Genomic DNA, 20392 nt, shown 5'->3' with positions numbered 1-20392 from the left:
TTGAACGGCCCAGTCCTTCAACTACTACATGGCTAAAGGTCCTGCGCCCGAAGATCCACGTCTTTGCCTTCTTTCATACCCCTCATGGCCAACGCTGCGATCACGAATACTGCGGCCCAGACGACACCTACGAGCCATAACCTGCCGCCGGCCGCCAACACCAACCCAGCTACGATCATCGGAGTGAACCCTGCTCCGACAGTGGAAGAGAGCTGATAGACCAATGAGGCTCCGGTATAGCGAATGCGGGTCGGGAACAATTCCGCAGTAAAGGCTCCGAATGGTCCGAAGACGAAGGCCTGGATGACGCCGTTGGCAATGAACAGTGCGATGGCAAACAGCCAAAGTTGCCCCAGCTCCAGCATGAACATGATGGGCAGGGCCATCAGTGCACCGGCCACAATACCAATCATCATCACTGGCCTACGTCCGTACTTGTCTGAGTATCGAGCCGACACCCAAATACCCACAACAGTCAGTGCCGCACCTACTGCTTTAATGTTCAGCACAGCTGTACGGTCCATGCCCACCTCGTCTACCACGAATGAGATTGCCCAGACTGTCATCAAGCCCTGTACTGTATACGAGCTCATTCCCACCAAAGTTCCGCGAATAACAGACTTGGGATACCGGGTAAGGACTTCCTTGATCGGTATTTTTCGTTCCTCGGCCTTTTGCTCAAGGGACAAAAACAGTGGCGATTCGGTGACTTTTAGACGAACGATCAGTCCGATGGCCACCAAGGCGATGCTGAATAGGAACGGCAACCGCCATCCCCAAGACAAAAACTGATCGTTAGGTAGTAATGAAACTGCAGAGACGGCAAGCGTGGCCAATACTGCACCGGCCGGGCCACCCATGTTGGCAAAGCTCGCCGCAAAACCACGTCGCTGTTTGGGCGCATGCTCCAGTGCCATAAGCATTGCTCCGCCCCATTCTCCACCGACTGCGAGCCCCTGCAGTATACGCAGGATGATCAACGCAACAGGTGCGATCATGCCGATCTGTGCGGTAGGAGGCAGCAATCCGATCAGTGTCGAGGCACCTCCCATCATGGCCATTGAGGTCACCAATACGCCTTTACGCCCCAGTTTGTCGCCGAAGTGGCCAAAGACGATACCGCCAAGCGGGCGAGCCAGGTAGCCAACGGCAAGCGTGGCAAAGGAGGCGAAGATAGCAACTCCGGGTGTCAGCCCGGCAAAGAAAATCTTATTGAACACCAGTGAAGCTGCAGTGGCGTAGAGGATGAAATCGTAAAATTCTATGGCGCTACCCATAAAGCTCGAAGCCAGAATGCGCCGCATCTGCGGTGAAGAGAGGCTCGGAACTTTCAGGCCTGGATCTTGCTCGTGCTTCACAGTGTTACTCATGCTACTGCCATTTCAGAAGAGGTGCGGGCGAACGAAATTACGTCCAAATCGTTGGGGATGAAGAAGTCGCCGGGGAATTTTTCAGCATGTGCTTTCCAAACAGATTCAGGGGTAGTTCCAGGAACAAGGTGATGAAGTGCCAACGCAGTTGCGCCAGCACGTCCAGCCAGATCGATGGCTTGAAGTGCTGAGGTGTGTGACTTTCGATGGTGGTCCATGGATGCCCTGGCTTCTTCCGTACCCACCGAGCCGTAGGTACGCTGTACCCATTCGAAGTCGATAGCTTCGTGCAAAAGCAGATCGGTGTTCTGCGCCAGGCGAACCAAATTCTCGCACGGAGCAGTATCGCCCGAGATGGTCACCGAGCCTTGGTCGGTGTCGAAGCGGAAAGCGAAGGCAGGTGCGATCGGCGGATGTTCGACTAAGGTGGCTGTCACCGTGACCAGCTCATCACGGTAAATCTCGAATGGTTTGAAGCCTTGCGGGGTCGGATTCTGGTTGGGGTGGTATCCCCCGGCCGCAGGAATTTGAATGTCGCTGGCGAGAAAGTAATCCAACGGCGAGGGGCGCAGTGCATCGATGACACGGTCATTTAGGTCAGTTGCGTAAGCCTGCATCAGCGAAGAGAACATTGCCGCGGTTCCCGGAGTGGGGTTATTTGGGAATACTGGAGTGGGGGCCGCTGTAGCCCGAGGTGAGACTGGCGGAAGTTCCCCGCGGTCTCCCGGTCCAATGATCCGCACAGGAGCCTTGTCCCGCGACATGGTGAACATGCCGAATATCGCCAAGGAGGCGAGGTCGATGGTGTGGTCTGAGTGCAGGTGGGTAAGGAAAATTCCGCGCAAATCCCCGGGAGTAAATCCAGCCTTCATCAGCTGATTGCCCACTCCGCTTCCCGCGTCAACCAAGTAAACTGCCTGTCCCACGACGACTGCAGTAGCAATTCCCGAGCGACGTCCGGCATCTTTCCCGGTCCACCAGCGCGGGCCGCCAGCCGTTCCTAGAGTGACGACGCGGGGGTTGAGATTTTCAAGCACGGCTTTTGCCCTTTCACGAACTGACTCCTGACTCTTCAATCATCGTGAGGCGGGTTACATTCGTAAAACTGTTTTTATCTACGAATAAACAAAGTTTTACTTATAATCAATGTCCCGATGCTTGCTCTTGGCGATCATCAAATGCATCGCGCGCTTCCAGCACCCTGGGGACGTTGCGCTCGGACCACAAGCGAATGGTTTCCATGGGGCCCAGCAGGCTGCGCCCCAGCTCGGTCAGCTCATAGTCCACGCGCACCGGGACCTGGGCGGTGAGCGTGCGCAGCGCCAGTCCGTCACGTTCTAGTGTGCGCAGGGTGCTGGTGAGTACCTTGGGAGTGACGGTTCCGATGTTCTGGCGTAACTCGGAGAAACGCTGCGGCCCCTCGGCGAGCGCCAGTAAGACCAGAGGAGTCCACTTGTCTCCAAGTCGTTGCATAATTTCACGCGAGGGGCAGCCCTGCACGAAGACGTTGAAATCCTGCTCGCTTTCCATGAGGAAACCTAGTTTCGTTGTAGTAGTCGGTATCAAAAGGATACCATTGTTGTGAAGCATTCAGCTGGGACCGCCAGCACAGAGAGGAACAGCATGAAAATCGCAGTTTACGGAGCCACCGGCATGGTCGGCAGCGAAGTCGTCACCGAAGCCATCTCCCGCGGACACGAGGTCACCGCGGTGACCCGCTCGGGCAAAGATGTCGAAGGCACCACCGCAGTGGCGGCCGAGCTGGGCGATGGCGCAGCCTACCGCGAGCTGGGCAAGAACAACGACGTGATCGTCGTTGCGGTGCCGCCATCGCGCACCGGAGGCGACCACCAGGAATACCTCGACGCCTTTGAGCAGATCACCGAGACCCTGACCGACGCCCGCTTGGTAGTCGTCGGCGGCGCGGGTGCCACCGAGGTCAACGGCGTCCGCCTGGTCGACACCCCCGGATTCCCCGATGCCTACAAGGCAGAGGCGCTGACCTGCGGCGAGGTCTACGACATGTTCACCTCGGTCTCCGGCATCACCTGGACCGTCGTGGCCCCGGCCCCGGTCATCGCCCCGGGCACCCGCACCGGCAGCTACACCCTCGGCACGGATTCGCCGGCCGGCGACTTCGTCTCCTCGCAGGACTTCGGCGTAGCGATCCTCGATGAGATCGAAACCCCCGTGCACGCGAACCGCCGCATGACGGTTGCCAGCGAAAAGCAGTAACCACCGCCGCCGCATGCCCGCCCAAGGTGTGAACTGGATGACAAGCCATCCTGCGTTCACCCTTGGGTGGCTATGGTTAAAGGTGGTCATCACTCTCACCGATACAACAAGGTATGTTCCCACTCATGCAGAAAAATCAGCGCGCACTGCGCGTGCTTTCAAGCGCACTTGCCGTAGGCCTGGTCTCGGCAGTGCTCGCAGGCTGCTCGGCCGACCCGAACACGTCATCTGATCAAGCCGCAGAGCCAACCGCCGGCGGCACCCTGGTCTACGCCTCCGGCGACGCCGAACCAAGCTGCCTGGACCCGCACGTTGGCGGCAACTACCCGCAGGCGCTGGTCTCCAGCCAATACCTCGAACCACTGTTCACCAAGGACGCCGAGGGCAAGATCGTCCCGTGGCTGGCCGAAAGCACCGAGGTCTCACAAGACGGCCTGACCCGCACCATCAAATTGCGGGGAGGCATCAGCTTCACCGACGGCACCAAGCTGACTTCCGAGGCCATCAAGGCGAACATCGAGCACCTGCAGGATCCCGACACCGCGTCCTCCACCGGCTACCTCGCCGTGGGCAAGGTCAAGGACATCAAGCTTCCCGACGAGCTCACCGCGCAGCTGACCCTCTCCGCTCCTGACAACGCGCTGCTTGAGTCGCTGTCCATGCCGTGGACCGCCATCGAATCCCCCAAGGCGCTCAAGCGCGATCAGGCTACGAACTGCGCCGCCCCGGTGGGCACCGGCCCGTTCAAGGTCGAGTCCTGGGAGCACCAGAAGCAGGTGAACCTGGTGCGCAACGACGCCTACGTCGCCCCGGTAGCAGAGGCGAACCGCAGCCAGGGCACCACCTATCTTGACGGCATTACCTGGCGCTTCATCCCGGAGGCGGCCACCCGCTATGCGGCGTTGCAGTCCGGCGAGGTGGACGTGATCGACAATGCCCAGCCGGATACCATCGCCTCCGCGATGAGTGACAACGCGCTGGGCCACCTGGATGCGCCGCGTCCGGGCGCGTCGAACCGCATCGAGCTGAACAGCGCCAAGGCGCCGTTCGACGACGTCCTGGTGCGCGAGGCGTTCATGCGTTCGCTGGATGTCAACGCAGGCATCAGCTCGCTGTTCTTCGACACCGCCAAGCGCAGCTACTCGCTGCTCTCCAGCGTCGAACCGCTGGGCATCAGCGAAGAAGGCCTGTTCGGCACGGATGTCGCCAAGGCAAACCAGCTGCTCGACCAGGCGGGGTGGACCGAACGCAACAACGAGGGCTACCGCATGAAGGACGGCAAGCGCCTGTCCGCCACCTTCCCCGTCTCCACGAACCAGTCGGTGCCCGCAGAGCAGTCGCTGTTCGAACAGTTCCAGGCCTCGGCCAAGGCCGTGGGCTTCGAGGTGAAGATCGAACTGCTGGATCTGTCCAGTTGGTACGGTGCGCTGGCCGACCACAAGTACAACCTGGTCTCCGCCCCCTACACCAAGGTCGGCCCGTCGGTGCTTCGCATCCTGTACCACTCCGACTCCACGATCCCGGCCCCCTCTGGCTACTTCGCCAACAACGCCCAGATCAAGGACCCGAAGCTGGATCAGCTGCTGACCGACGCGGAGCAGACCAACGACGAGGCGCAGCGCGCAGACCTCTACGATCAGGCGCAGAAGATCGTGCTTGAGGGCTACTATGTGCTGCCGCTGTACGACCAGCAGAACCACTTCCTCTACGGCAAGAAGGTTCAGGGCATGGGCGCCACCACCGCGGTGTCCTCGCCGACCTACTACGACGTGTTCCTCACCAAGTAGGCCCAAGCAAGTCATGAATCACGTCGGCTGGGCCGCCAAGAAGATCGGCGGAGCGTTGGTGGTGTTGTGGCTGGTCGCCACCGCCATCTTCATAGGCATCCGCATGATCCCGGGCGACCCGGCCGAAGCAATCATGGGCGGTCCGGGGTCTCAGGCCTCGGCCGAGGCCCTGGCCGCCGCCCGCACCGAATTCGGGCTGGACCAGCCGGTGGGCGTGCAATACCTGCTGTATCTGGGCAAGCTGGCCCAGTTGGACTTCGGCACCTCCTATTCGCTCAAGCGGCCCGTGACCGAGGTCATGGGCGAGGTGCTGCCCAATACCCTGTGGCTGGCGCTGATCTCCCTGGCGGCGGCCTGGCTGCTGGCACTGCTCTTCGCCGCCGCCTCCATGCGGACCAACAGGCTCGGTGCCTGGCTGGGCAACATGTTTGAGATCATCGCCGCCGCGGTGCCGCACTTCTGGCTCGGGGCGGTGCTGATCATGCTCTTCTCCTCCGCCCTGGGCTGGCTGCCAGCGGTGGACAATGGCACCGCCGCGGGCCTGGTGCTGCCGGTGCTCACCCTGGCCCTGCCGCTGGCGGGCTTTTTGACCCAGCTCATGCGTGATTCCCTGGCCTCGGCGATGGGCAGCCAGTTCGCGCTGGCGGCCCGGGCCCGTGGGGAAAGCAGGCTCATGGTCTTCTGGCGCCACGGGCTGCGCCATGCTGCGCTGCCCGCGCTGAACCTAACCGGCTGGGCCTTCGCCTCGTTGCTCTCCGGCGCTGTGGTGGTGGAGGCGATCTTCGCCAGGCCGGGACTTGGGCGCTCACTGCTCTCCGCGGTGCTGGCCCGCGACATCCCCATGGTCACCGGCATCGCCCTGTTCTCGGCCCTGGTCTACATCCTGGTGATGGCCATCGCCGAGGGCATCGAAAAGATCATCGACCCTGCCGGGGCCGGAACATGAGCCGCACCGCCAAGATCCTCAGCCTGGCGTTCATCGCCTTCTGGCTGCTCACCGCCTTCGCCCCGGCGCTGATCGCCCCGGGCGACCCGCTGGCCATCAATCCTTCCCAGGCATTCGCGAAACCGGGAGCCGCGCACCTCTTCGGCACCGATGAGTCGGGGCGCGACATCTTTACCCGCGTGATCCACGGCGCCCGGGACTCGCTGTTCATCGGCTTGGCTGCCACCGCCCTGGGCATGGGCATCGCCATCGTCCTGGGCACCATCAGCGCACTGGCCCCGAAGTGGCTGGATGAGAGCATCCTGCGGGTCCTCGAGGCGCTCTACGCGGTGCCTTCGCTGCTGATGGCGCTGCTGATCATCGCCTTCACCGGCCCCGGTGTGGGCCCGGCGATCATCGCCGTGGGCCTGTCCACGGCCCCAGGCTATGCGCGGCTGGTGCGCAGCCAGATCCGCACCCTGCGCTCCTCGGAAATGCTGGAAGCTGCCACCGTGCTGGGCCGTGGCCAGTGGACCAAGGTGCGCAACCACCTGGTGCCCAATGCACTGAAACCGCTGCTGGCCCTGGTGACTCTGGGCATTGGCCAGGCGGTCATCTGGGCGGCGGCTCTCTCCTTCCTCGGGTTGGGCACTCCCCCGCCGGCACCGGAATGGGGCGCCATGCTTTCCGCGGGCCGCACCTACCTGCATCTTGCCTGGTGGATGAGCCTGTTCCCGGGCATTGCCATCGTCGTTGTCGCCGCGGGAGCCACGCTCATCGGCCGCGCCCTGGGCGGAAAGGTGAAAGCACCATGAGCGAACCAGTCATCGTCGTTGAAAACCTCAACGTGAAATTTGCCGGCAGCACCGCAGTGGACGGCATTTCCTTCACCCTGCATCCGGGGCGCGCCCTGGCGCTGGTGGGCGAATCAGGCTCCGGAAAATCGGTCACCGCCCGCAGCCTGCTGGGGCTTTCCGGAGGCAGCGTCACCGCTGACAGGCTTCAGATCTGCGGGCACAATGCGCTGACCTTGAACGACTGTGCCTGGCAGCAGATCCGCGGCACCAAGATCTCCATGATCCTGCAGGATGCCCTCATGGCGCTGGATCCTCTGCGCCCGGTGGGACGAGAAATCGGCGATGCACTGAAGTCGAAGGGATCGCTGTCCAAGGCGCAGCGGGCGCAAAAAGTCGCCCAAGTCCTCGCCTCGGTGCGCATGCCGGACCCTGAACGCAGGGCCAAACAGCGCTCCACGGAGCTCTCCGGCGGTATGCGCCAGCGTGCACTGATCGCTCAGGCGCTGATCGGCGACCCGCAGGTGGTCATCGCCGACGAGGCAACCACCGCACTTGACTCCCAACTCACCGCACTGGTCTTGGACCAGCTGCGCGAGCTGAAAAACCAGGGGCGGGCGGTGCTGATGATCAGCCACGATCTGGCGCAGGTGGCGCAGCTGGCGGATGACATCGCGGTGATGCGCCTCGGCAAGATCGTCGAGTTTGGCCCAGCGGCCCAGGTGCTGGGCAGCCCCCAGCATGAGTACACCACGACCCTGCTACAGGCGATCCCCTCGGGCGTCCCCCGTTTTGCTCCACTGTCCGCGGGCTCGGTCCCGGCACCCGAACGCACGGCACCTACCCAGGCTGTCCCGGCGCTACGCGTGAACCATGTGAGCAAGAGCTTTGGTGCACACACGGCGGTGGATGACGTCAGCTTCGAGGTGCCCCGCGGCAAGACGCTGGGCATCGTCGGTGAATCGGGATCCGGAAAGACCACCACAGCCCGCATGGTGCTCGGCATCGAGAAACCAGATTCCGGGCAGGTGGAATTGCTCGGTCGCAGCTTCGTCCCGCAGCGCGAATCAAACCGCAGGCAGCTGCGCCGCCAGATGGGGGCGATCTACCAGAACGCCTTGGGCTCTTTCGATCCGCGCTATTCCGTAGCCCAGCTGCTCACCGATGCGCTCAGTTTCGGCAGGAGCAAGCGTTCGGGCCAGTACCGGGACGAGGTGGCCCACTTGCTTGAACAGGTCGAACTCGACTCCGCCTTAGGCAGCCGCAATCCAGTTCAACTCTCCGGCGGTCAGCGCCAGCGACTGGCAATCGCCCGTGCGCTGGCGGCCAAGCCAGCCGTGCTGATTCTCGACGAGCCGGTCTCCGCGCTCGATGTTTCGGTGCAGGCCACGGTGCTTGACCTTTTGGATAGGATCCAACTGGAAACAGGCACCAGCTACCTGTTCATCAGCCATGACCTCTCGGTCATTGAACACATGAGCGACTTTGTCGCAGTCATGTATCAAGGACGCATCGTTGAGCAGGGTCCAACCGAGCAGATTTTCGGTGACCCACAGCAGGACTACACCAAGCTGCTGCTCTCCGCCATGCCGCGCCTGCGCTGAACCTTCGCCGCGTGGGGCAAACGATGACCACGCCATACGAGTCGAAATACCTGCCCGGTGCGGATTGTGAAGAATCAAGTGCTGGTAGCTATTTGTCGTCCCCGACAAGGGTTCCGTTCCTCGGCACAGATTCGCCAAATCTCACAGGGAGCCCCTGAGCCGAAGCTATCGGAAGTGCCGTGAACGCCTGGAGGTGCAGGTGGGGCTCGGTGCTATTGCCCGAGTTTCCACAGGCTCCCACCGTTTCACCGGCGCTCAGTTCTTCACCCGCCTCGAACGGAACACTGTGCTGCTGCAGGTGGCATAGGGCGACGATTGCTTCATCGGTTTGAATCATGATGTGGTTGCCGGCCAGGGCCTTCCATCCTGCGGCTGCTCGTTCACGTTGAGTCAACGCGTACTTCAGAGAAGGGATCCCTCGGTAGGCAGGATGGTCGGCCAGTGAGTTTTCAACGGCGATGACCCGGCCCGCGCAAGGACTGAAGATGGGACGCCCGTATCCCACAAAGTGCGCTGGGGATTCTGGTTTGAGAAACGAGGCAAGCGTCATCGGGGCAGAACGCCCCTGCTCGTCGACCGGAACAAAATCAATGGCAAAGCTCGACGCGAAAAGGGCAGCTCCATGGCTCGGCACCCTATTGGCAGGACTGTTTTGAACAAGCCAGCGCCCTGAGAATGGGTAGCTGAGTTCCAGAGTTCTTTGCGAGCTCATACTTTCATCTCCACTACAACTGTGTCCGCGTAGTCCCCGATCCTAACGATGCAATTTACTGGAATCCATGCCCGGCTCGACCTAGGTTGGTAACGAGCCGGAATACTGAAGGGGTGCGGATGAGCTATTCACTAGATATTGAGCTCAGCGTGGTTAATTTGCGCAGCGATCAAGAACAGATTGACGTAGTGCGTTTGTTGACGACGGCGATGACCAACGCGCGGCTGGATGACTGTGTGAACATTTGGATGCACGGCGACGGCGATCAGCGCAGGGTCCAGGCATGCACCGAAGAAGGAAATTTGCCGTTGGCCAGCCTCGGCTGGGCCAAGACCTTTGAATCAGAATTAGAAGAACTCGTGAAGGGCCGTTTACCGCATGCAAAATTTTCTTCGTACATTGTTTCGCCGGACTTCGACGAAGAATCCTGAATCGGAATCCTCCCAATCATCTCCGTTGCAATACATCACCGTCAGCGATGACGGGACAAAGATTTATCGCGGACTTCAGCTGAGCGCTTCGACATACAAATGGGACACCATCACGGCCGAACAACTGGTCTATTGGGTGCACCGCGTTAAGCAACTGCAGACTCCATTCCTGGTGATAGCCAAGCCGCGATCTGGAACCGAGCAGTCGGAGTTTGTGCAGACCTACTGGCATTCGGACAACGAATACCAGTTTGAATGGTGGAATTTCGACAGACCTGGCAGGCATAGGGAATGCACCGTCGCATCCGCCGAACGGGTCATCGAAATGATGCAAACATGGTTAGATGACGACTTCAGCCAGCTTGAACGTGAAAACTGGATTGAAGAATAGGACGGCAGCTCGGGCAACTGACGCAGGCTCAACCGCATGCTCAACGACCAGAAAGTCCCCATCACCCGCGTTTGAATTCCGCTCCCGGATCAGTGTGCCTGGATTCTCTCGCTCCTCTGGCTGAGCAGGAGCATGCGCCTCTCTCTGGCACGGCGTTCTATCCGAGCACCGACAACGGTCGCCACAACGATGAAGACGATGCCTAGCGCCTGAACCGGCCCGACCCGATCACCGCCGAAGGAAACGCCGATAGCTACCGCCCATATGGGTTCGGTTCCCATCAGCAGACTTGCCCGTGAAGCAGAACTTCGTCTCACCGCCCAGGCCTGGACAAGAAAAGCGAAGACGCTGCAAGCTAATCCGAGGAATATGGCATCTGCCCATGCGGGACCGCCCATACGGCTAATATTTACTGCCAATTCTGATGCGCTCAAACAGGTAAATATCGCCAGCCCGGTAAAAATCTGCAAACCAACGATTAGCGGCAAATCGTCCCCTGATTGCACAAATTTCGCGGTGGCAATCACGTGAACCGCCCTGACGAGAGCTGCCGCCACCACGAGCAGGTCTCCAGATCCTGGAATGCGCAGGCCATCGACTGAAGCCAGCAAGAACGCGCCGAGCATCGCCAACAATGCCATCAAGTAGAAGGACTTCGGCAAGATTCTGCGCAACACAAGCACCTCAAGCAAGGGAGTAAGGATCAAACTCAAGCTGATCAGAACACCTGCATTGCTGGAGCTGGTCAGACCAACTCCGGAGGTTTCCAGCCATAGAATCGCCGCCTGACTGAGACCTAGCCCGAACCCAAGAAAGGCTACTCGTCGGCTCAACACGGCCGAGCGGCGGATGAGAAGAAAAATCAACATGCCGATGAGCGCTACCGCGTATCTCAGCGTCAACGCCGTATTGACGTCGGTAGCGGCAACCAGGTTTTTTGCTGATAGGTAGCTTCCTCCCCAGGTTGCTGCAACTGCAATCAGAAGCAGATCGGGAACCAAGGCTTTAGCTGAGTAGTTTGCGTGCATAGATTCAATGCTTGTCGCATTGACACTAAAGAACAATCTTTACTTACTGAACTAAATATTTAGAATTGTCTAATGCAACTCTATGAGCTTCGAATCCTGCGCGAACTTGGCGAGCGGGGCAGCGTCGCTGCCGTGGCTGAGGCGCTCATGGTGACGCCCTCTGCCGTTTCGCAACAACTGAGCACCCTTCAGCGCGGATTCAAGACTCCGCTGACCACACGCCGCGGGCGCCGATTGGAACTGACTCAGGCGGGGTGGGCACTGGCGGCCGCTGGCACCAAGGTCGCCGCAGCGATGGCGGATGCCGCCTCGTCGGTAGATGATTTTCTAGCAGATCCTGGTGAGCCTGTCAGCGTCTCGGCCTTCCACAGTGCGGGGCTCGCTTGGTTCGCGCCATTGTTGGAGGCGACACAGGGCATGCCGGCCATCAATTTGTCGGATGAAGATGTTCCTCGCTCCGATTTTGCTGCGCTGACGCTGAGCCACGACATTGTGATTGCCCATCGGCTGCCCCATGATCCGCCGTGGCCACCGGGGCGCGTCATAAGTACCGCCCTGCTGTCGGAACCCCTGGACGTCGCTGTTGCTACAAACCATCCTTTGGCTTCGCGGCAAAGTATCAGCACCCTGGATCTGGCCCGCGAACGCTGGATATCCGTACATGAGGGTTTCCCACTGTCCCAGTTGCTGGCTCCCATCGCGGTGCGCCATGGTCAACCGCTCGACATTGCACATCGGGTCAATGAGTTTTTCGTTGCTGCAACCATCATTCGCACGGGCCAGGCCATTGGGCTGATGCCGCGCTACACCATGAACTCAGCAAGCCTCGATGGCATTGCCTTGCTTCCACTCAGCGATCTGCCATTGGCACGTCAGATCGACGCGCTCTCGCGTCCCGAAGCGCTCCACCGAGCTTCGGTCCGCAAGGCGCTGACCTTGCTAAGTTCCATTGCCAGAGACAGCGCGACAAACGCCAAATAGGCAGGAGAACCTTCCCACACTCTGCGCACCGGCGATGTGAAACCACCGCCGCCCTGCTGGCAAAGCGCCAGCGGAAGGCGGCGGCTCGGGCCGCTAGATCGTGTCGACGAGCTGATCCTTAACCTACTTGCGCAGGATCTTACCCAGCATTGAACGTGGCATCTCATCGATGGCAACAATGCGTTTGGGCACCTTGTACGCCGCCAAGAGTTTTCGACAGTGCTCGCGCAGTTCTTCTTCGTTCAACTCGGCGCCGTCCTCCAGCTGCACCGCCGCCATGACCATTTCACCGCCGCGGGCTAAAGGCTTGCCGAAGGCCGCCGCGTCGGCGACATCGGCATGCTGGCGCAGGGCGATCTCCACCTCGGTGGGCGAAACGTTGAATCCGCCGGTGATGATCAGCTCCTTGGCCCGGTCGACAACCTTGGCGAAGCCGGCTTCGTCGACGGTGACCACATCACCGGTGCGCAGCCAGCCGTCGGCGGTGAGGGCCTTGGCAGTTTCTTCTGCGTTGTTCCAGTAGCCCTTGAACACCTGAGGCCCCTTGATCAGCAGTTCACCGGGCTCGCCCTGCTCCACTTCCCGTGTTGGGTCATCCAGATCGACGACCTTCATCAGGGTGGAGGGGAAGGGAACTCCAATGGTTCCGGTCCGACGGCTGGGGTGGAAGGGATTGCCCAACGCCACGGGCGATGACTCGGTCATCCCATAGCCTTCGACGAGCAACCCGCCGGACATCGATTCCCAGAGCTCCACCACATGATCGGGCAGATTCATCGCACCTGAAATGCAGTATTTGGCAGATTTCAGGGACATCCCGCGTTCCTTGGCCGCGAGCGCAGTGCGCTCGTAGATCGGCGGTACCGCGCAGTACACGGTGGCCGGCGACTTCTTCCACGCGTCGAGGATCATTGCCGGGTCGAACTTCGGGAAGAGCACCAGCAGTCCCTGCTTTTTGACGCCGAAGGTGAGGTACAGGGTCATCCCGAAGGCATGGAACATCGGCAGGATCGCATAGAGGATCTCCCTGCGTTCCTGCGCTCCGTGCATCCAGGCCTCACCCTGAAGTGCGTTGGAATAAAGGTTGAAGTGGGTGAGCATTGCCCCCTTGGGGCGACCGGTCGTTCCAGAGGTGTATTGGATGACCGCAAGGTCTTGCACCTGTGGGTAGGGCAGGGCCCGATCGAGGTTTCCGTGGCTCAGCAACTGCTTCCACGTGGTGGCGCCTCGGGTGCTCGCGGTCAGTGAGGCCTTGGTGCCGCGCAGCTTCTTCAGCGGCAGGTTCAGCGCGATGCGCTTGACGACGGGGAAAGCCTCAAGCAGGTTCACTGCAACGATCGCGTCCAGCGGCACGTCGTCCGGGAACTGCTGGAGGTTGGCGACGACCTTGTCCCAAGCGATCACTACGCGCGCCTGGTGGTCTTCAAACTGGTGGCGCAGCTCGCGCGAGGTATACAGCGGATTGTGCTCGACCACCACCGCGCCGATGCGCAGCACCGCATAGAACGCGATGACATGCTGGGGACAATTCGGCAGGATCAGCGCCACCCGGTCGCCGGCGCGGACGCCGAGCTGACGCAGTCCCTCCGCCGCCTGCTGCACCTGCTCGCCCAGCTCCCGGTAGCTCATGCGCCGGCCGAAGAACTCGGTCGCGGGGCTGTCTCCCGCCTGCTGCACGGAATGCTCAAACATATGACTCAGGGACTGGGTGGGAAGCGTAATCTCGGCAGGAACTCCGGGCTGATAGTTGGCGACCCATGGGTGGACAGCAGAATTCTCCATGCCCCCATCATGCCTTGTTTGCACTGGCCAGCTCAACGAAAAGGGCGGCGTACACCGCGTTCACCACATCACGTAAACAATACTGTCATCATCGTTGACATTAGGATCGATTATCCATAATCTCGGTATCACTGAGACGCACGTCTCATTTATCGTCATGAATGGAGCTTCACCGATGCAGCTGCACCACCTCACCGCGACCCAGGCAGGAACTCTGTTCAGGAACCGGCAACTGTCCCCCGTAGAACTCTTGGATGCGGTGGTGGCGCGGTCCGCCGAAGCGGAACCAACGATCAATGCGCTGACCGAGCAGATGCTCGATACCGCCTACGAAGACGCCCGAGAATCCGAGAAAAAGTTCGCCGCTGGTTCGGCAAACCTTGGCGCGCTGGAAGGCATCCCGCTGCTGCTCAAGGAAGAACAGCCGATCGCCGGCTACAAGGCGGAGGAAGGGTCGCTGACCGAAAAGGGAACCATTGCCGAGCTTTCACATCCGATCGTGGAGCGCATCTTCGAAGCGGGAGCCGTAGTCCACGGACGCACCACCACCCCTGAATTCTGCTGCGCCCCCTACACGCATTCGAAGCTCTGGGGCGTCACCCGCAACCCCTGGAACACCGAACTGACACCCGGCGGCTCCTCGGGCGGTTCGGGTGCGGCGCTGGCGGCCGGCGAATCGATCCTCGCCACCGGTTCGGATATCGGCGGCAGCATCCGCATCCCTTCGTCGTTCTGCGGCGTAGTCGGCTTCAAACCGCCCTTTGGACGGGTCCCGGGCATGGCGCCGTTCAACCAGGACACCTATTGCGCCGACGGACCGATGGGCCGCAGCGTCGCAGACGTTGCGCTGCTGCAGAACGTCATCGCCGGCCCGCACCACACCGACCAGGCGTCCCTGCGCCCCGCCCTGCAGCTGCCGACGCCCTCGGCCGCGGCCGCCAGGGGCATGAAGGTCGCGCTGTGCATCAACCTCGGCGACTACCCGGTAGACCCCGTGATCGAGGCGAACACTCGTCAGTCGGCCCAGGCGCTGCGCAACGCAGGGGTCACCGTGGAAGAGGTGACCCTGCCCTGGACCAGGGATAAGATCATCTCTGCAGCCTGGTCCCACTTCGGCGGGATCATGGGGCCGTTCATCACCGAGGTGGCGGGCGCGGACAGCGATCTGCTCATGGAATACACCAAGGACTTTGCCCGACGCGCTGCCCAGGCTGGCAGCTTTGCCGAGGGCCTGATGGCGGAGGCGGAAGTCTACGAACCGTTGGGCATCTTGCTGGCAGACTACGATGCACTGCTCTGCCCGACCCTGGGCGTGACAGGCATGGCGGCAGACTTCCCCGATCCCGCGGCGCTGCTGGAGGTCAACGGAGCCTCGGTTAGCTGGATCGAATCGGCGCTGACGGTGCCGTTCAATGTCATCGGCCGCGTCCCGGTGCTCGCGCTGCCTTCGGGGCTGGCGCCCAACGGCCTGCCCACCGGGGTGCAGCTGGTGGGACGCACCTATGACGACGCCACCGTCTTCACCCTGGGCGCCGCGCTGGAGAAGGAACTTGATCTGTGGACCCAGCCGACCTGGTGGCCGCAAATTCATCAGGCACTGAAGGTCTAGTTAGGCTTCACGGACCGTTGGCGCAGCCGGTGTAGACGATATTTCAGTTTGCACCGGCAGCCGCTATTTAACGTCGTCCTCGTTGAGATTGATGACGAAGGCGCGGCGCTCGCAGATCAGGTGCTCACGCAGGACGAACACCTCGCCCATCACCATGCGGACCTCGTCGCCAGCTGCGCGGTGGGTGCGCCCGTGGATTTCGGCCATGATGGTGTCGCCTTCTTCTACCATCCGAACAATGTGCAGCTCCGGATAGCCGCTGAAGTTCTCGTTTTCGATGGCGGCGTCGTAGGCCTGTTTACCCTGCAGTCGAAAATGACCGTAGACGGTCCAGACAATGTCCTCGGTCAGACAGGAAAGGATCTGCGCATGGTCGTTCTTATTAAAACCGTCAATATACTTGCGAACCGTGGCCTTGTTTGCCGAGTTTTCTGCCGCCATTTCGACTCCGTAGTTCGATTCCGGTCGATGTTTGATCTCAGATTACATGGCATCGAAATTGCTGGTGTTGGGGCACCGGAAAATTCTGAACGCGTGGCAGCCAACGACGGGTCACGAGCTCGGAAGGCCAGAGGAAAGCAGTTATTTTTGGTGGTGCGCCATTGAAAATGTCCACGATGAGAGCTATGGAAACTCTAGCCTCAAGAAAAGTCCAAAGGAATTTCTGGCTTAATATATCCGAATTCTCCGGCCTGCTATAGGGTCTGGAATAGAGGAGGATTTAGATGCCAAATCACAACTTTGACTACGACGTCATCGTCATTGGCTCCGGATTCGGAGGCAGCGTGGCGGCAATGCGCGCCACCGAAAAGGGCTACCGCGTAGGCATTATGGAAGCCGGGAAACGCTGGCTCGACGAGGATATTCCCAAGACCAGCTGGGATGTGAAGAAGTTCCTCTGGCAGCCCGAAGCCGAAATGTTCGGAGTCCAGAAAATAGAAGTCCTCGACGACGTACTGGTGCTCTCCGGAGCAGGCGTCGGGGGCGGCTCGCATGTATACGGAAACACACTGTACGTGCCGCCAAAGCACTTCTTCGATGCCAAGGAATGGGCGCACATCACCGATTGGGCCGATGAGTTGGCCCCGACCATCGATCAGGCCCGACGCATGCTCGGCGTGGAACGGGTGCCCTATATGCCCACCGACGTCGACCGCCACATGAAGGCCGTAGCCGACGACATGGGTGTGGGACACTCTTTCAATCGGGCTCCGGTGGGCGTGTATTTCGGTAAGCCGGGCATCGAAGCCGAGGACCCATACTTTGGCGGTGTCGGCCCCCGCCGCACCGGTTGCATCAACTGCGGGGACTGCATGATCGGCTGCGGACGCAACTCCAAAAACAAGCTGACCGTGAACTACCTGTACTTGGCTGAGAAATATGGGGCGAAGGTTCACGAGCTGCATGAGGTTCACGAACTGAAGCCGCTTGAGGGCGGCGGCTTCGAGGTGCACACCCGGCATCCGGGCTGGGCTCACCGTGCCCTGCAGCGCGACCGCAATGTCTACACAGCACAGCAGGTGATCGTATCGGCGCACGCCTATGGATCGGCCAAGCTCCTGCACCACATGCAGGACAAGGGGAACCTCGGAGGGATCTCCACGGAACTCGGCCACCGCGCCAGGACAAATTCCGAGCAGCTGCTGACGGTGACCCTGCCCTACGACCAGTGGAAGAAGGATCCGGAACGGATTCACATCACTCCGGGCGCCGTATCGATTACCTCAGGTGTGTGGCCGGACCCGTACACCAGCATTGAACCTGTGTATTACGGCAAGGGCAGTAATCTCATGGCGTTCATGATCAACTATCACCAGCACGGCGAGCAGGACCATCCAACGCGTGAATGGTTCAAGAAGATCTTCACCAACCCGGCAGAGGTCTTCAAGGTCGTCGACCCGCGCCACTGGTCCGAACGCATGGCGGTGATGCTGTGCATGCAAACCACCGACACGTCCATTGATCTGTACTGGAAGAACGGCATGTTGCGCAGTCGCCAGGGTGACGGAACGCCTCCAAGCACCCACATTCCGGTGGTCGAAGAGTATGTCGATCGGCTGGCATCGCGCATGGGTGCGGAGCAGGGAGCCTTGCTCTTCGAGACCTTCAACAAGACCGCTTCCGCGCATTTCATCGGCGGCATGTCTATTGCAGACAACCCGGAGCAGGGCGTGGTCGATCCCTATCAGCGCGTCTTCGGCTACCCGGGCCTGCACGTCATGGACGGGTCCGTCATGCCGGCGAATCCGGGCGTCAACCCGTCGTTGCTCATCACGGCTCTGGCAGAGCGTGCCATGTCGCTGTGGCCCAACAAGGGCGAAGATGATCAGCGACCGCCGCTGGGTTCGGGCTACGAAAGGATCACGCCGATCATGCCGCACCGACCTATTGTTCCGGCAGGTGCGCCCGGTGAGCTGCGTCTAGATGCCACCGCGGAAGACACGATCCCCGAGTACCCTTACTGAGGTGAAGAGACAATGACATCGCACGACGGAATGCGTACTTTAGGACCAGCTTCCGAAATCAGTGAAGGTTACGTCGTTCCCTACTATTTGGAAGACGTGAAGCATCGAGTTTCGGTGGCGCGTGTGGACGGCAGGCTCTATGCCTTTGACGACCTCTGCCCGCAGGGGGTGAGCCCGCTGTCGGCGGGCCTGCTAGAAGGCTATGAACTGCTATGTCAGTCCCACGGCTGCCGCTTCGATGTAAGGACCGGCGAGGTGCTTTCCGGTCCAAGCGTGCAAAGGCTCCCGGTGCACGGGGTACAGGAAGAGGAATCACAGGTAAAGCTGCGGCTGAACCACAAGATCTAATCCGTCACCTGGCATCCGGCCTTCCTTGTACTTGGAAGCAATGAACACCCAAAGCCGCATGAACAGAAATTCTGTTCATGCGGCTTTGTCATGCAGTTTTGCTATTTGGCGAGGTAGATTTTGCGCAGCGGTTGATCCACCACCCAGGTCGTGTGCATCCCCTCCCGCAAATGACAGACGCTGCCCGCCACCAAATCAAAGACCTGCTCCGCAAACCCGTTCACAGCATGCACCGTGACCGTCGCCCTGCCGGCCAGCACGATGAACAATTCCTCCGCCTCAACGTCCTGCATCGCGCCTTCGGTCATCTCCCACAGCCCGAACTCGACCCCGAAGATTTCACCCAGCCCGTGCACCGCGGTGCTCGGGGTGCCGTCCACCAGCTGGGCCGCGTCCACCGGCTCAGGCACCAACACCACCTCCAAAGCGTTGAGGCTGCGGGTGTCCTCATAACCGTCAAACACACTGGTGTTGCTGATCATGAATCAAACCCCATCCCGATCGCGTCCATGGTCCGCAAAAACAGCCCCCGCTTGCCTTCGTTGCGATCCGAGGCGGCCATGGCCCCGGTCATCATCTTCACACCCAGCCACGCGGCGGGTTCTGGAGGGAAGGGCAGCGGCTTCTTCTTCACCATTTTCAGCTCGGTCAGCTCCGTTGTTTCACCCGAGAGCAGGTCGAGCATGACCTTCGCCGCGAAGTGGGTAGCCCCCACCCCCAGCCCGGTGAACCCGGCCGCGGAGGCGACCTTGCCGTCATAGGCCAGGTCAAAGAAGGAGAAGAACCGGCTGCAGGAATCAATCGCACCACCCCAGGCATGGGAGAACTTCAAGCCCTCCAAGGCCGGGAAGGTCGCGAAGAAGTGCGCGGCCAGGCGGGTGTAGGTGTCTTCGCTGTTGTAGTGCTTGCGGTCTACCTTGCCACCGAAGAAATACAGGGCGTCATAGCCGCCGTAGAGGATGCGGAAGTCTCCCTGCTCGTCAATGATCGGCCGCGAGTAGTGGAAGCGGCTGTTCAGATCGGCCAGCCCGGTGAGCTTCTCCCAGCCGATCTCCTCACGCTGGACTGCGGTGAGCGGCTCGGTGACCAGGGCGTAGTCGTAGACCGGGACGGTCATCAACGCGTTGCGCTTGAGCAGCGAAGGGAACACATTGGTGCCCAAGATGACCTTCTTGGCCAGCACCTGACCGTCTGCGGTGGCCGCGGCAACAAGGTCTCCCTGCTCTGACAGGGAGTCCACGCGGGACTGCTCGTAGACTTTCACGCCGAGTTCTTCACAGGCCGTCAGCAGGCCCCAGACCAGTTTGGCCGGGTGCACCAGCACCGTATCTGCCGTGGACCAGGAACCGGAGAGGAACGCGTCGGAGCGGATCATCTTCGAGGTCTCTTCCCGGTCCAGGTAGAAGACGTCCTCGCCGTTGGCTTCCTCGCGCAGCCACTGGTCCTGGTGCGGTTCGATGGCCACGCTCAGGGAGCCATCTTGGATCAGGTCGCAGTCGATGTTGTAGCGGTGGAGGGTGTCGATGAGCTCGGCGAGGTTTTCTTTACCGAGTTCGGTCAGGCGGGCGTTCTCTTCGGGGAGGTGGTTTTCACCGTTGGATTCACCGTGCACCAGCGATGCTTCGCAGAAGCCGCCGTTGCGTCCGGAGGCTTCGTCGCCGACCCATCCGGCTTCCAGCAGCACCACGGTGGCTTCGGGGTGGCGTTCCTTGGCCTGCAGGGCGCTCCATAATCCGGTGTAGCCGCCGCCGACCACCAGCAGGTCTGCGGTGGTGTGTTCGGTGAGTTTAGGGCGGGGTGCTGGCCGGTTCGGGTCATCGAGCCAGTAGACTGCCCGCTTGGTTTCCCTGAGTGAGGTGGCGGTGAGGGCTGGGTCGATGGTTTGTTCGGCCTGTTCGAAGAAGGTCGGCGTAGATGTAGTCATCACTGT

Annotated in this window: 21 protein-coding genes and 1 pseudogene; 13 read left to right on the top strand and 9 right to left on the bottom strand. The window is 60.7% G+C overall.

The genetic code is table 11. The annotated features are described in order from the left end of the window. Positions 1-32 precede the first annotated feature (32 nt). The 3 genes from RUH64_RS08810 to RUH64_RS08800 form a co-directional block, all read right to left on the bottom strand. Positions 33-1370 (bottom strand): MFS transporter, encoded by a 1338-nt coding sequence (locus tag RUH64_RS08810; RefSeq protein ID WP_313812861.1) that lies wholly within the window; start codon positions 1368-1370, stop codon positions 33-35. Continuing rightward, a complete protein-coding gene (locus tag RUH64_RS08805) occupies positions 1367-2407 on the bottom strand; it encodes an MBL fold metallo-hydrolase (RefSeq protein ID WP_313812860.1) in 1041 nt (346 codons plus the stop codon). Before RUH64_RS08805 ends, RUH64_RS08810 begins: the two co-directional genes overlap by 4 nt. Before the next feature lie 106 nt (positions 2408-2513). Continuing rightward, a complete protein-coding gene (locus RUH64_RS08800; RefSeq protein WP_313812859.1) occupies positions 2514-2900 on the bottom strand; it encodes a helix-turn-helix domain-containing protein in 387 nt (128 codons plus the stop codon). Between the two features lie 93 nt (positions 2901-2993). Between RUH64_RS08800 and RUH64_RS08795 the strand changes: the two genes are divergently transcribed. From RUH64_RS08795 to RUH64_RS08775, 5 genes are all read left to right on the top strand, one after another. After that, the gene (locus RUH64_RS08795; protein WP_313812858.1) at positions 2994-3605 is read left to right on the top strand and encodes an NAD(P)H-binding protein; all 612 of its coding nucleotides are present in this window, start codon (positions 2994-2996) and stop codon (positions 3603-3605) included. 125 nt (positions 3606-3730) lie between these two features. Then, the gene (locus RUH64_RS08790; protein WP_313812857.1) at positions 3731-5392 is read left to right on the top strand and encodes an ABC transporter substrate-binding protein; all 1662 of its coding nucleotides are present in this window, start codon (positions 3731-3733) and stop codon (positions 5390-5392) included. A 13-nt stretch (positions 5393-5405) separates the two neighbouring features. Beyond that, positions 5406-6338 (top strand): ABC transporter permease, encoded by a 933-nt coding sequence (locus tag RUH64_RS08785; RefSeq protein WP_313812856.1) that lies wholly within the window; start codon positions 5406-5408, stop codon positions 6336-6338. Further along, on the top strand, positions 6335-7132 hold the full coding sequence (locus RUH64_RS08780) for an ABC transporter permease (protein WP_313812855.1): 798 nt from the start codon (positions 6335-6337) through the stop codon (positions 7130-7132). Before RUH64_RS08785 ends, RUH64_RS08780 begins: the two co-directional genes overlap by 4 nt. Beyond that, positions 7129-8715: an ABC transporter ATP-binding protein gene (locus tag RUH64_RS08775; RefSeq protein WP_313812854.1), complete on the top strand. Its 1587-nt coding sequence runs from the start codon at positions 7129-7131 to the stop codon at positions 8713-8715. The genes RUH64_RS08780 and RUH64_RS08775 overlap by 4 nt, the downstream gene beginning before the upstream one ends. A gap of 88 nt (positions 8716-8803) precedes the next feature. On the opposite strand, the gene RUH64_RS08770 is transcribed toward RUH64_RS08775, so the two are convergent. Further along, positions 8804-9427, bottom strand: a complete 624-nt coding sequence (locus RUH64_RS08770) for a M23 family metallopeptidase (protein ID WP_313812853.1) — start codon at positions 9425-9427, stop codon at positions 8804-8806. A gap of 119 nt (positions 9428-9546) precedes the next feature. On the opposite strand from RUH64_RS08770, the gene RUH64_RS08765 reads away from it, so the two are divergent. After that, positions 9547-9858 carry a hypothetical protein gene (locus RUH64_RS08765; protein WP_313812852.1) on the top strand — a complete coding sequence of 104 codons (312 nt, stop codon included), beginning with the start codon at positions 9547-9549 and terminating at the stop codon, positions 9856-9858. Positions 9859-9883: 25 nt separating this feature from the next. Next, positions 9884-10249: a hypothetical protein gene (locus RUH64_RS08760; protein WP_313812851.1), complete on the top strand. Its 366-nt coding sequence runs from the start codon at positions 9884-9886 to the stop codon at positions 10247-10249. An 89-nt stretch (positions 10250-10338) separates the two neighbouring features. On the opposite strand, the gene RUH64_RS08755 is transcribed toward RUH64_RS08760, so the two are convergent. Beyond that, positions 10339-11277 carry a DMT family transporter gene (locus RUH64_RS08755; protein ID WP_313812850.1) on the bottom strand — a complete coding sequence of 313 codons (939 nt, stop codon included), beginning with the start codon at positions 11275-11277 and terminating at the stop codon, positions 10339-10341. A 72-nt stretch (positions 11278-11349) separates the two neighbouring features. On the opposite strand from RUH64_RS08755, the gene RUH64_RS08750 reads away from it, so the two are divergent. Then, on the top strand, positions 11350-12258 hold the full coding sequence (locus RUH64_RS08750; RefSeq protein ID WP_313812849.1) for a LysR family transcriptional regulator: 909 nt from the start codon (positions 11350-11352) through the stop codon (positions 12256-12258). A 123-nt stretch (positions 12259-12381) separates the two neighbouring features. On the opposite strand, the gene RUH64_RS08745 is transcribed toward RUH64_RS08750, so the two are convergent. Continuing rightward, positions 12382-14040 (bottom strand): long-chain-fatty-acid--CoA ligase, encoded by a 1659-nt coding sequence (locus RUH64_RS08745; RefSeq protein WP_313812848.1) that lies wholly within the window; start codon positions 14038-14040, stop codon positions 12382-12384. 175 nt (positions 14041-14215) lie between these two features. Here RUH64_RS08745 and RUH64_RS08740 point away from each other — a divergent pair, with 175 nt between their 5' ends. Further along, positions 14216-15649, top strand: a complete 1434-nt coding sequence (locus RUH64_RS08740) for an amidase (protein ID WP_313812847.1) — start codon at positions 14216-14218, stop codon at positions 15647-15649. Positions 15650-15712: 63 nt separating this feature from the next. Here the strand turns inward: RUH64_RS08740 and RUH64_RS08735 are convergent, their stop codons facing one another. Next, positions 15713-16090, bottom strand: a complete 378-nt coding sequence (locus RUH64_RS08735; RefSeq protein WP_313812846.1) for a nuclear transport factor 2 family protein — start codon at positions 16088-16090, stop codon at positions 15713-15715. Between the two features lie 284 nt (positions 16091-16374). Between RUH64_RS08735 and RUH64_RS16915 the strand changes: the two are divergent. The 4 genes and pseudogenes from RUH64_RS16915 to RUH64_RS08725 all read left to right on the top strand — a co-directional run. Further along, positions 16375-16482 (top strand): annotated as a pseudogene (locus RUH64_RS16915) (FAD-binding protein); the annotation flags it as partial. Between the two features lie 635 nt (positions 16483-17117). Continuing rightward, positions 17118-17408 carry a phage DNA packaging protein J gene (locus RUH64_RS16910; protein WP_396276003.1) on the top strand — a complete coding sequence of 97 codons (291 nt, stop codon included), beginning with the start codon at positions 17118-17120 and terminating at the stop codon, positions 17406-17408. A gap of 31 nt (positions 17409-17439) precedes the next feature. Beyond that, positions 17440-18114 (top strand): GMC family oxidoreductase, encoded by a 675-nt coding sequence (locus RUH64_RS16905; protein ID WP_396276002.1) that lies wholly within the window; start codon positions 17440-17442, stop codon positions 18112-18114. Between the two features lie 12 nt (positions 18115-18126). Continuing rightward, entirely contained in the window at positions 18127-18462 is a 336-nt protein-coding gene (locus tag RUH64_RS08725; protein ID WP_313812844.1) for a Rieske 2Fe-2S domain-containing protein, read from the top strand. A gap of 101 nt (positions 18463-18563) precedes the next feature. Here RUH64_RS08725 and RUH64_RS08720 read toward each other — a convergent pair whose 3' ends face one another. Continuing rightward, complete coding sequence (locus RUH64_RS08720) at positions 18564-18944, bottom strand: cupin domain-containing protein (protein ID WP_313812843.1); 381 nt, start codon at positions 18942-18944, stop codon at positions 18564-18566. Beyond that, positions 18941-20386: an FAD-dependent oxidoreductase gene (locus RUH64_RS08715; protein ID WP_313812842.1), complete on the bottom strand. Its 1446-nt coding sequence runs from the start codon at positions 20384-20386 to the stop codon at positions 18941-18943. Before RUH64_RS08715 ends, RUH64_RS08720 begins: the two co-directional genes overlap by 4 nt. Positions 20387-20392 lie beyond the last annotated feature (6 nt).

Source organism: Glutamicibacter sp. (assembly GCF_032154645.1).
Classification (GTDB): domain Bacteria; phylum Actinomycetota; class Actinomycetes; order Actinomycetales; family Micrococcaceae; genus Glutamicibacter.
The sequence above is the reverse complement of the archived record's forward strand: the minus strand, read 5'-3'. Positions and strand labels throughout refer to the sequence as shown.

Coding starts and splice junctions, on each gene's coding strand:
- RUH64_RS08725 (WP_313812844.1), top strand. CDS start 18,127: ATGACATCGCACGACGGAATGCGTACTTTAGGACCAGCTTCCGAAATC.
- RUH64_RS08765 (WP_313812852.1), top strand. CDS start 9,547: ATGAGCTATTCACTAGATATTGAGCTCAGCGTGGTTAATTTGCGCAGC.
- RUH64_RS08770 (WP_313812853.1), bottom strand. CDS start 9,427: ATGAGCTCGCAAAGAACTCTGGAACTCAGCTACCCATTCTCAGGGCGC.
- RUH64_RS08780 (WP_313812855.1), top strand. CDS start 6,335: ATGAGCCGCACCGCCAAGATCCTCAGCCTGGCGTTCATCGCCTTCTGG.
- RUH64_RS16905 (WP_396276002.1), top strand. CDS start 17,440: ATGGCGTTCATGATCAACTATCACCAGCACGGCGAGCAGGACCATCCA.
- RUH64_RS08800 (WP_313812859.1), bottom strand. CDS start 2,900: ATGGAAAGCGAGCAGGATTTCAACGTCTTCGTGCAGGGCTGCCCCTCG.
- RUH64_RS08795 (WP_313812858.1), top strand. CDS start 2,994: ATGAAAATCGCAGTTTACGGAGCCACCGGCATGGTCGGCAGCGAAGTC.
- RUH64_RS08810 (WP_313812861.1), bottom strand. CDS start 1,370: ATGAGTAACACTGTGAAGCACGAGCAAGATCCAGGCCTGAAAGTTCCG.
- RUH64_RS08745 (WP_313812848.1), bottom strand. CDS start 14,040: ATGGAGAATTCTGCTGTCCACCCATGGGTCGCCAACTATCAGCCCGGA.
- RUH64_RS08750 (WP_313812849.1), top strand. CDS start 11,350: ATGCAACTCTATGAGCTTCGAATCCTGCGCGAACTTGGCGAGCGGGGC.
- RUH64_RS08775 (WP_313812854.1), top strand. CDS start 7,129: ATGAGCGAACCAGTCATCGTCGTTGAAAACCTCAACGTGAAATTTGCC.
- RUH64_RS08790 (WP_313812857.1), top strand. CDS start 3,731: ATGCAGAAAAATCAGCGCGCACTGCGCGTGCTTTCAAGCGCACTTGCC.
- RUH64_RS08740 (WP_313812847.1), top strand. CDS start 14,216: ATGCAGCTGCACCACCTCACCGCGACCCAGGCAGGAACTCTGTTCAGG.
- RUH64_RS08715 (WP_313812842.1), bottom strand. CDS start 20,386: ATGACTACATCTACGCCGACCTTCTTCGAACAGGCCGAACAAACCATC.
- RUH64_RS08755 (WP_313812850.1), bottom strand. CDS start 11,277: ATGCACGCAAACTACTCAGCTAAAGCCTTGGTTCCCGATCTGCTTCTG.
- RUH64_RS08785 (WP_313812856.1), top strand. CDS start 5,406: ATGAATCACGTCGGCTGGGCCGCCAAGAAGATCGGCGGAGCGTTGGTG.
- RUH64_RS08720 (WP_313812843.1), bottom strand. CDS start 18,944: ATGATCAGCAACACCAGTGTGTTTGACGGTTATGAGGACACCCGCAGC.
- RUH64_RS08735 (WP_313812846.1), bottom strand. CDS start 16,090: ATGGCGGCAGAAAACTCGGCAAACAAGGCCACGGTTCGCAAGTATATT.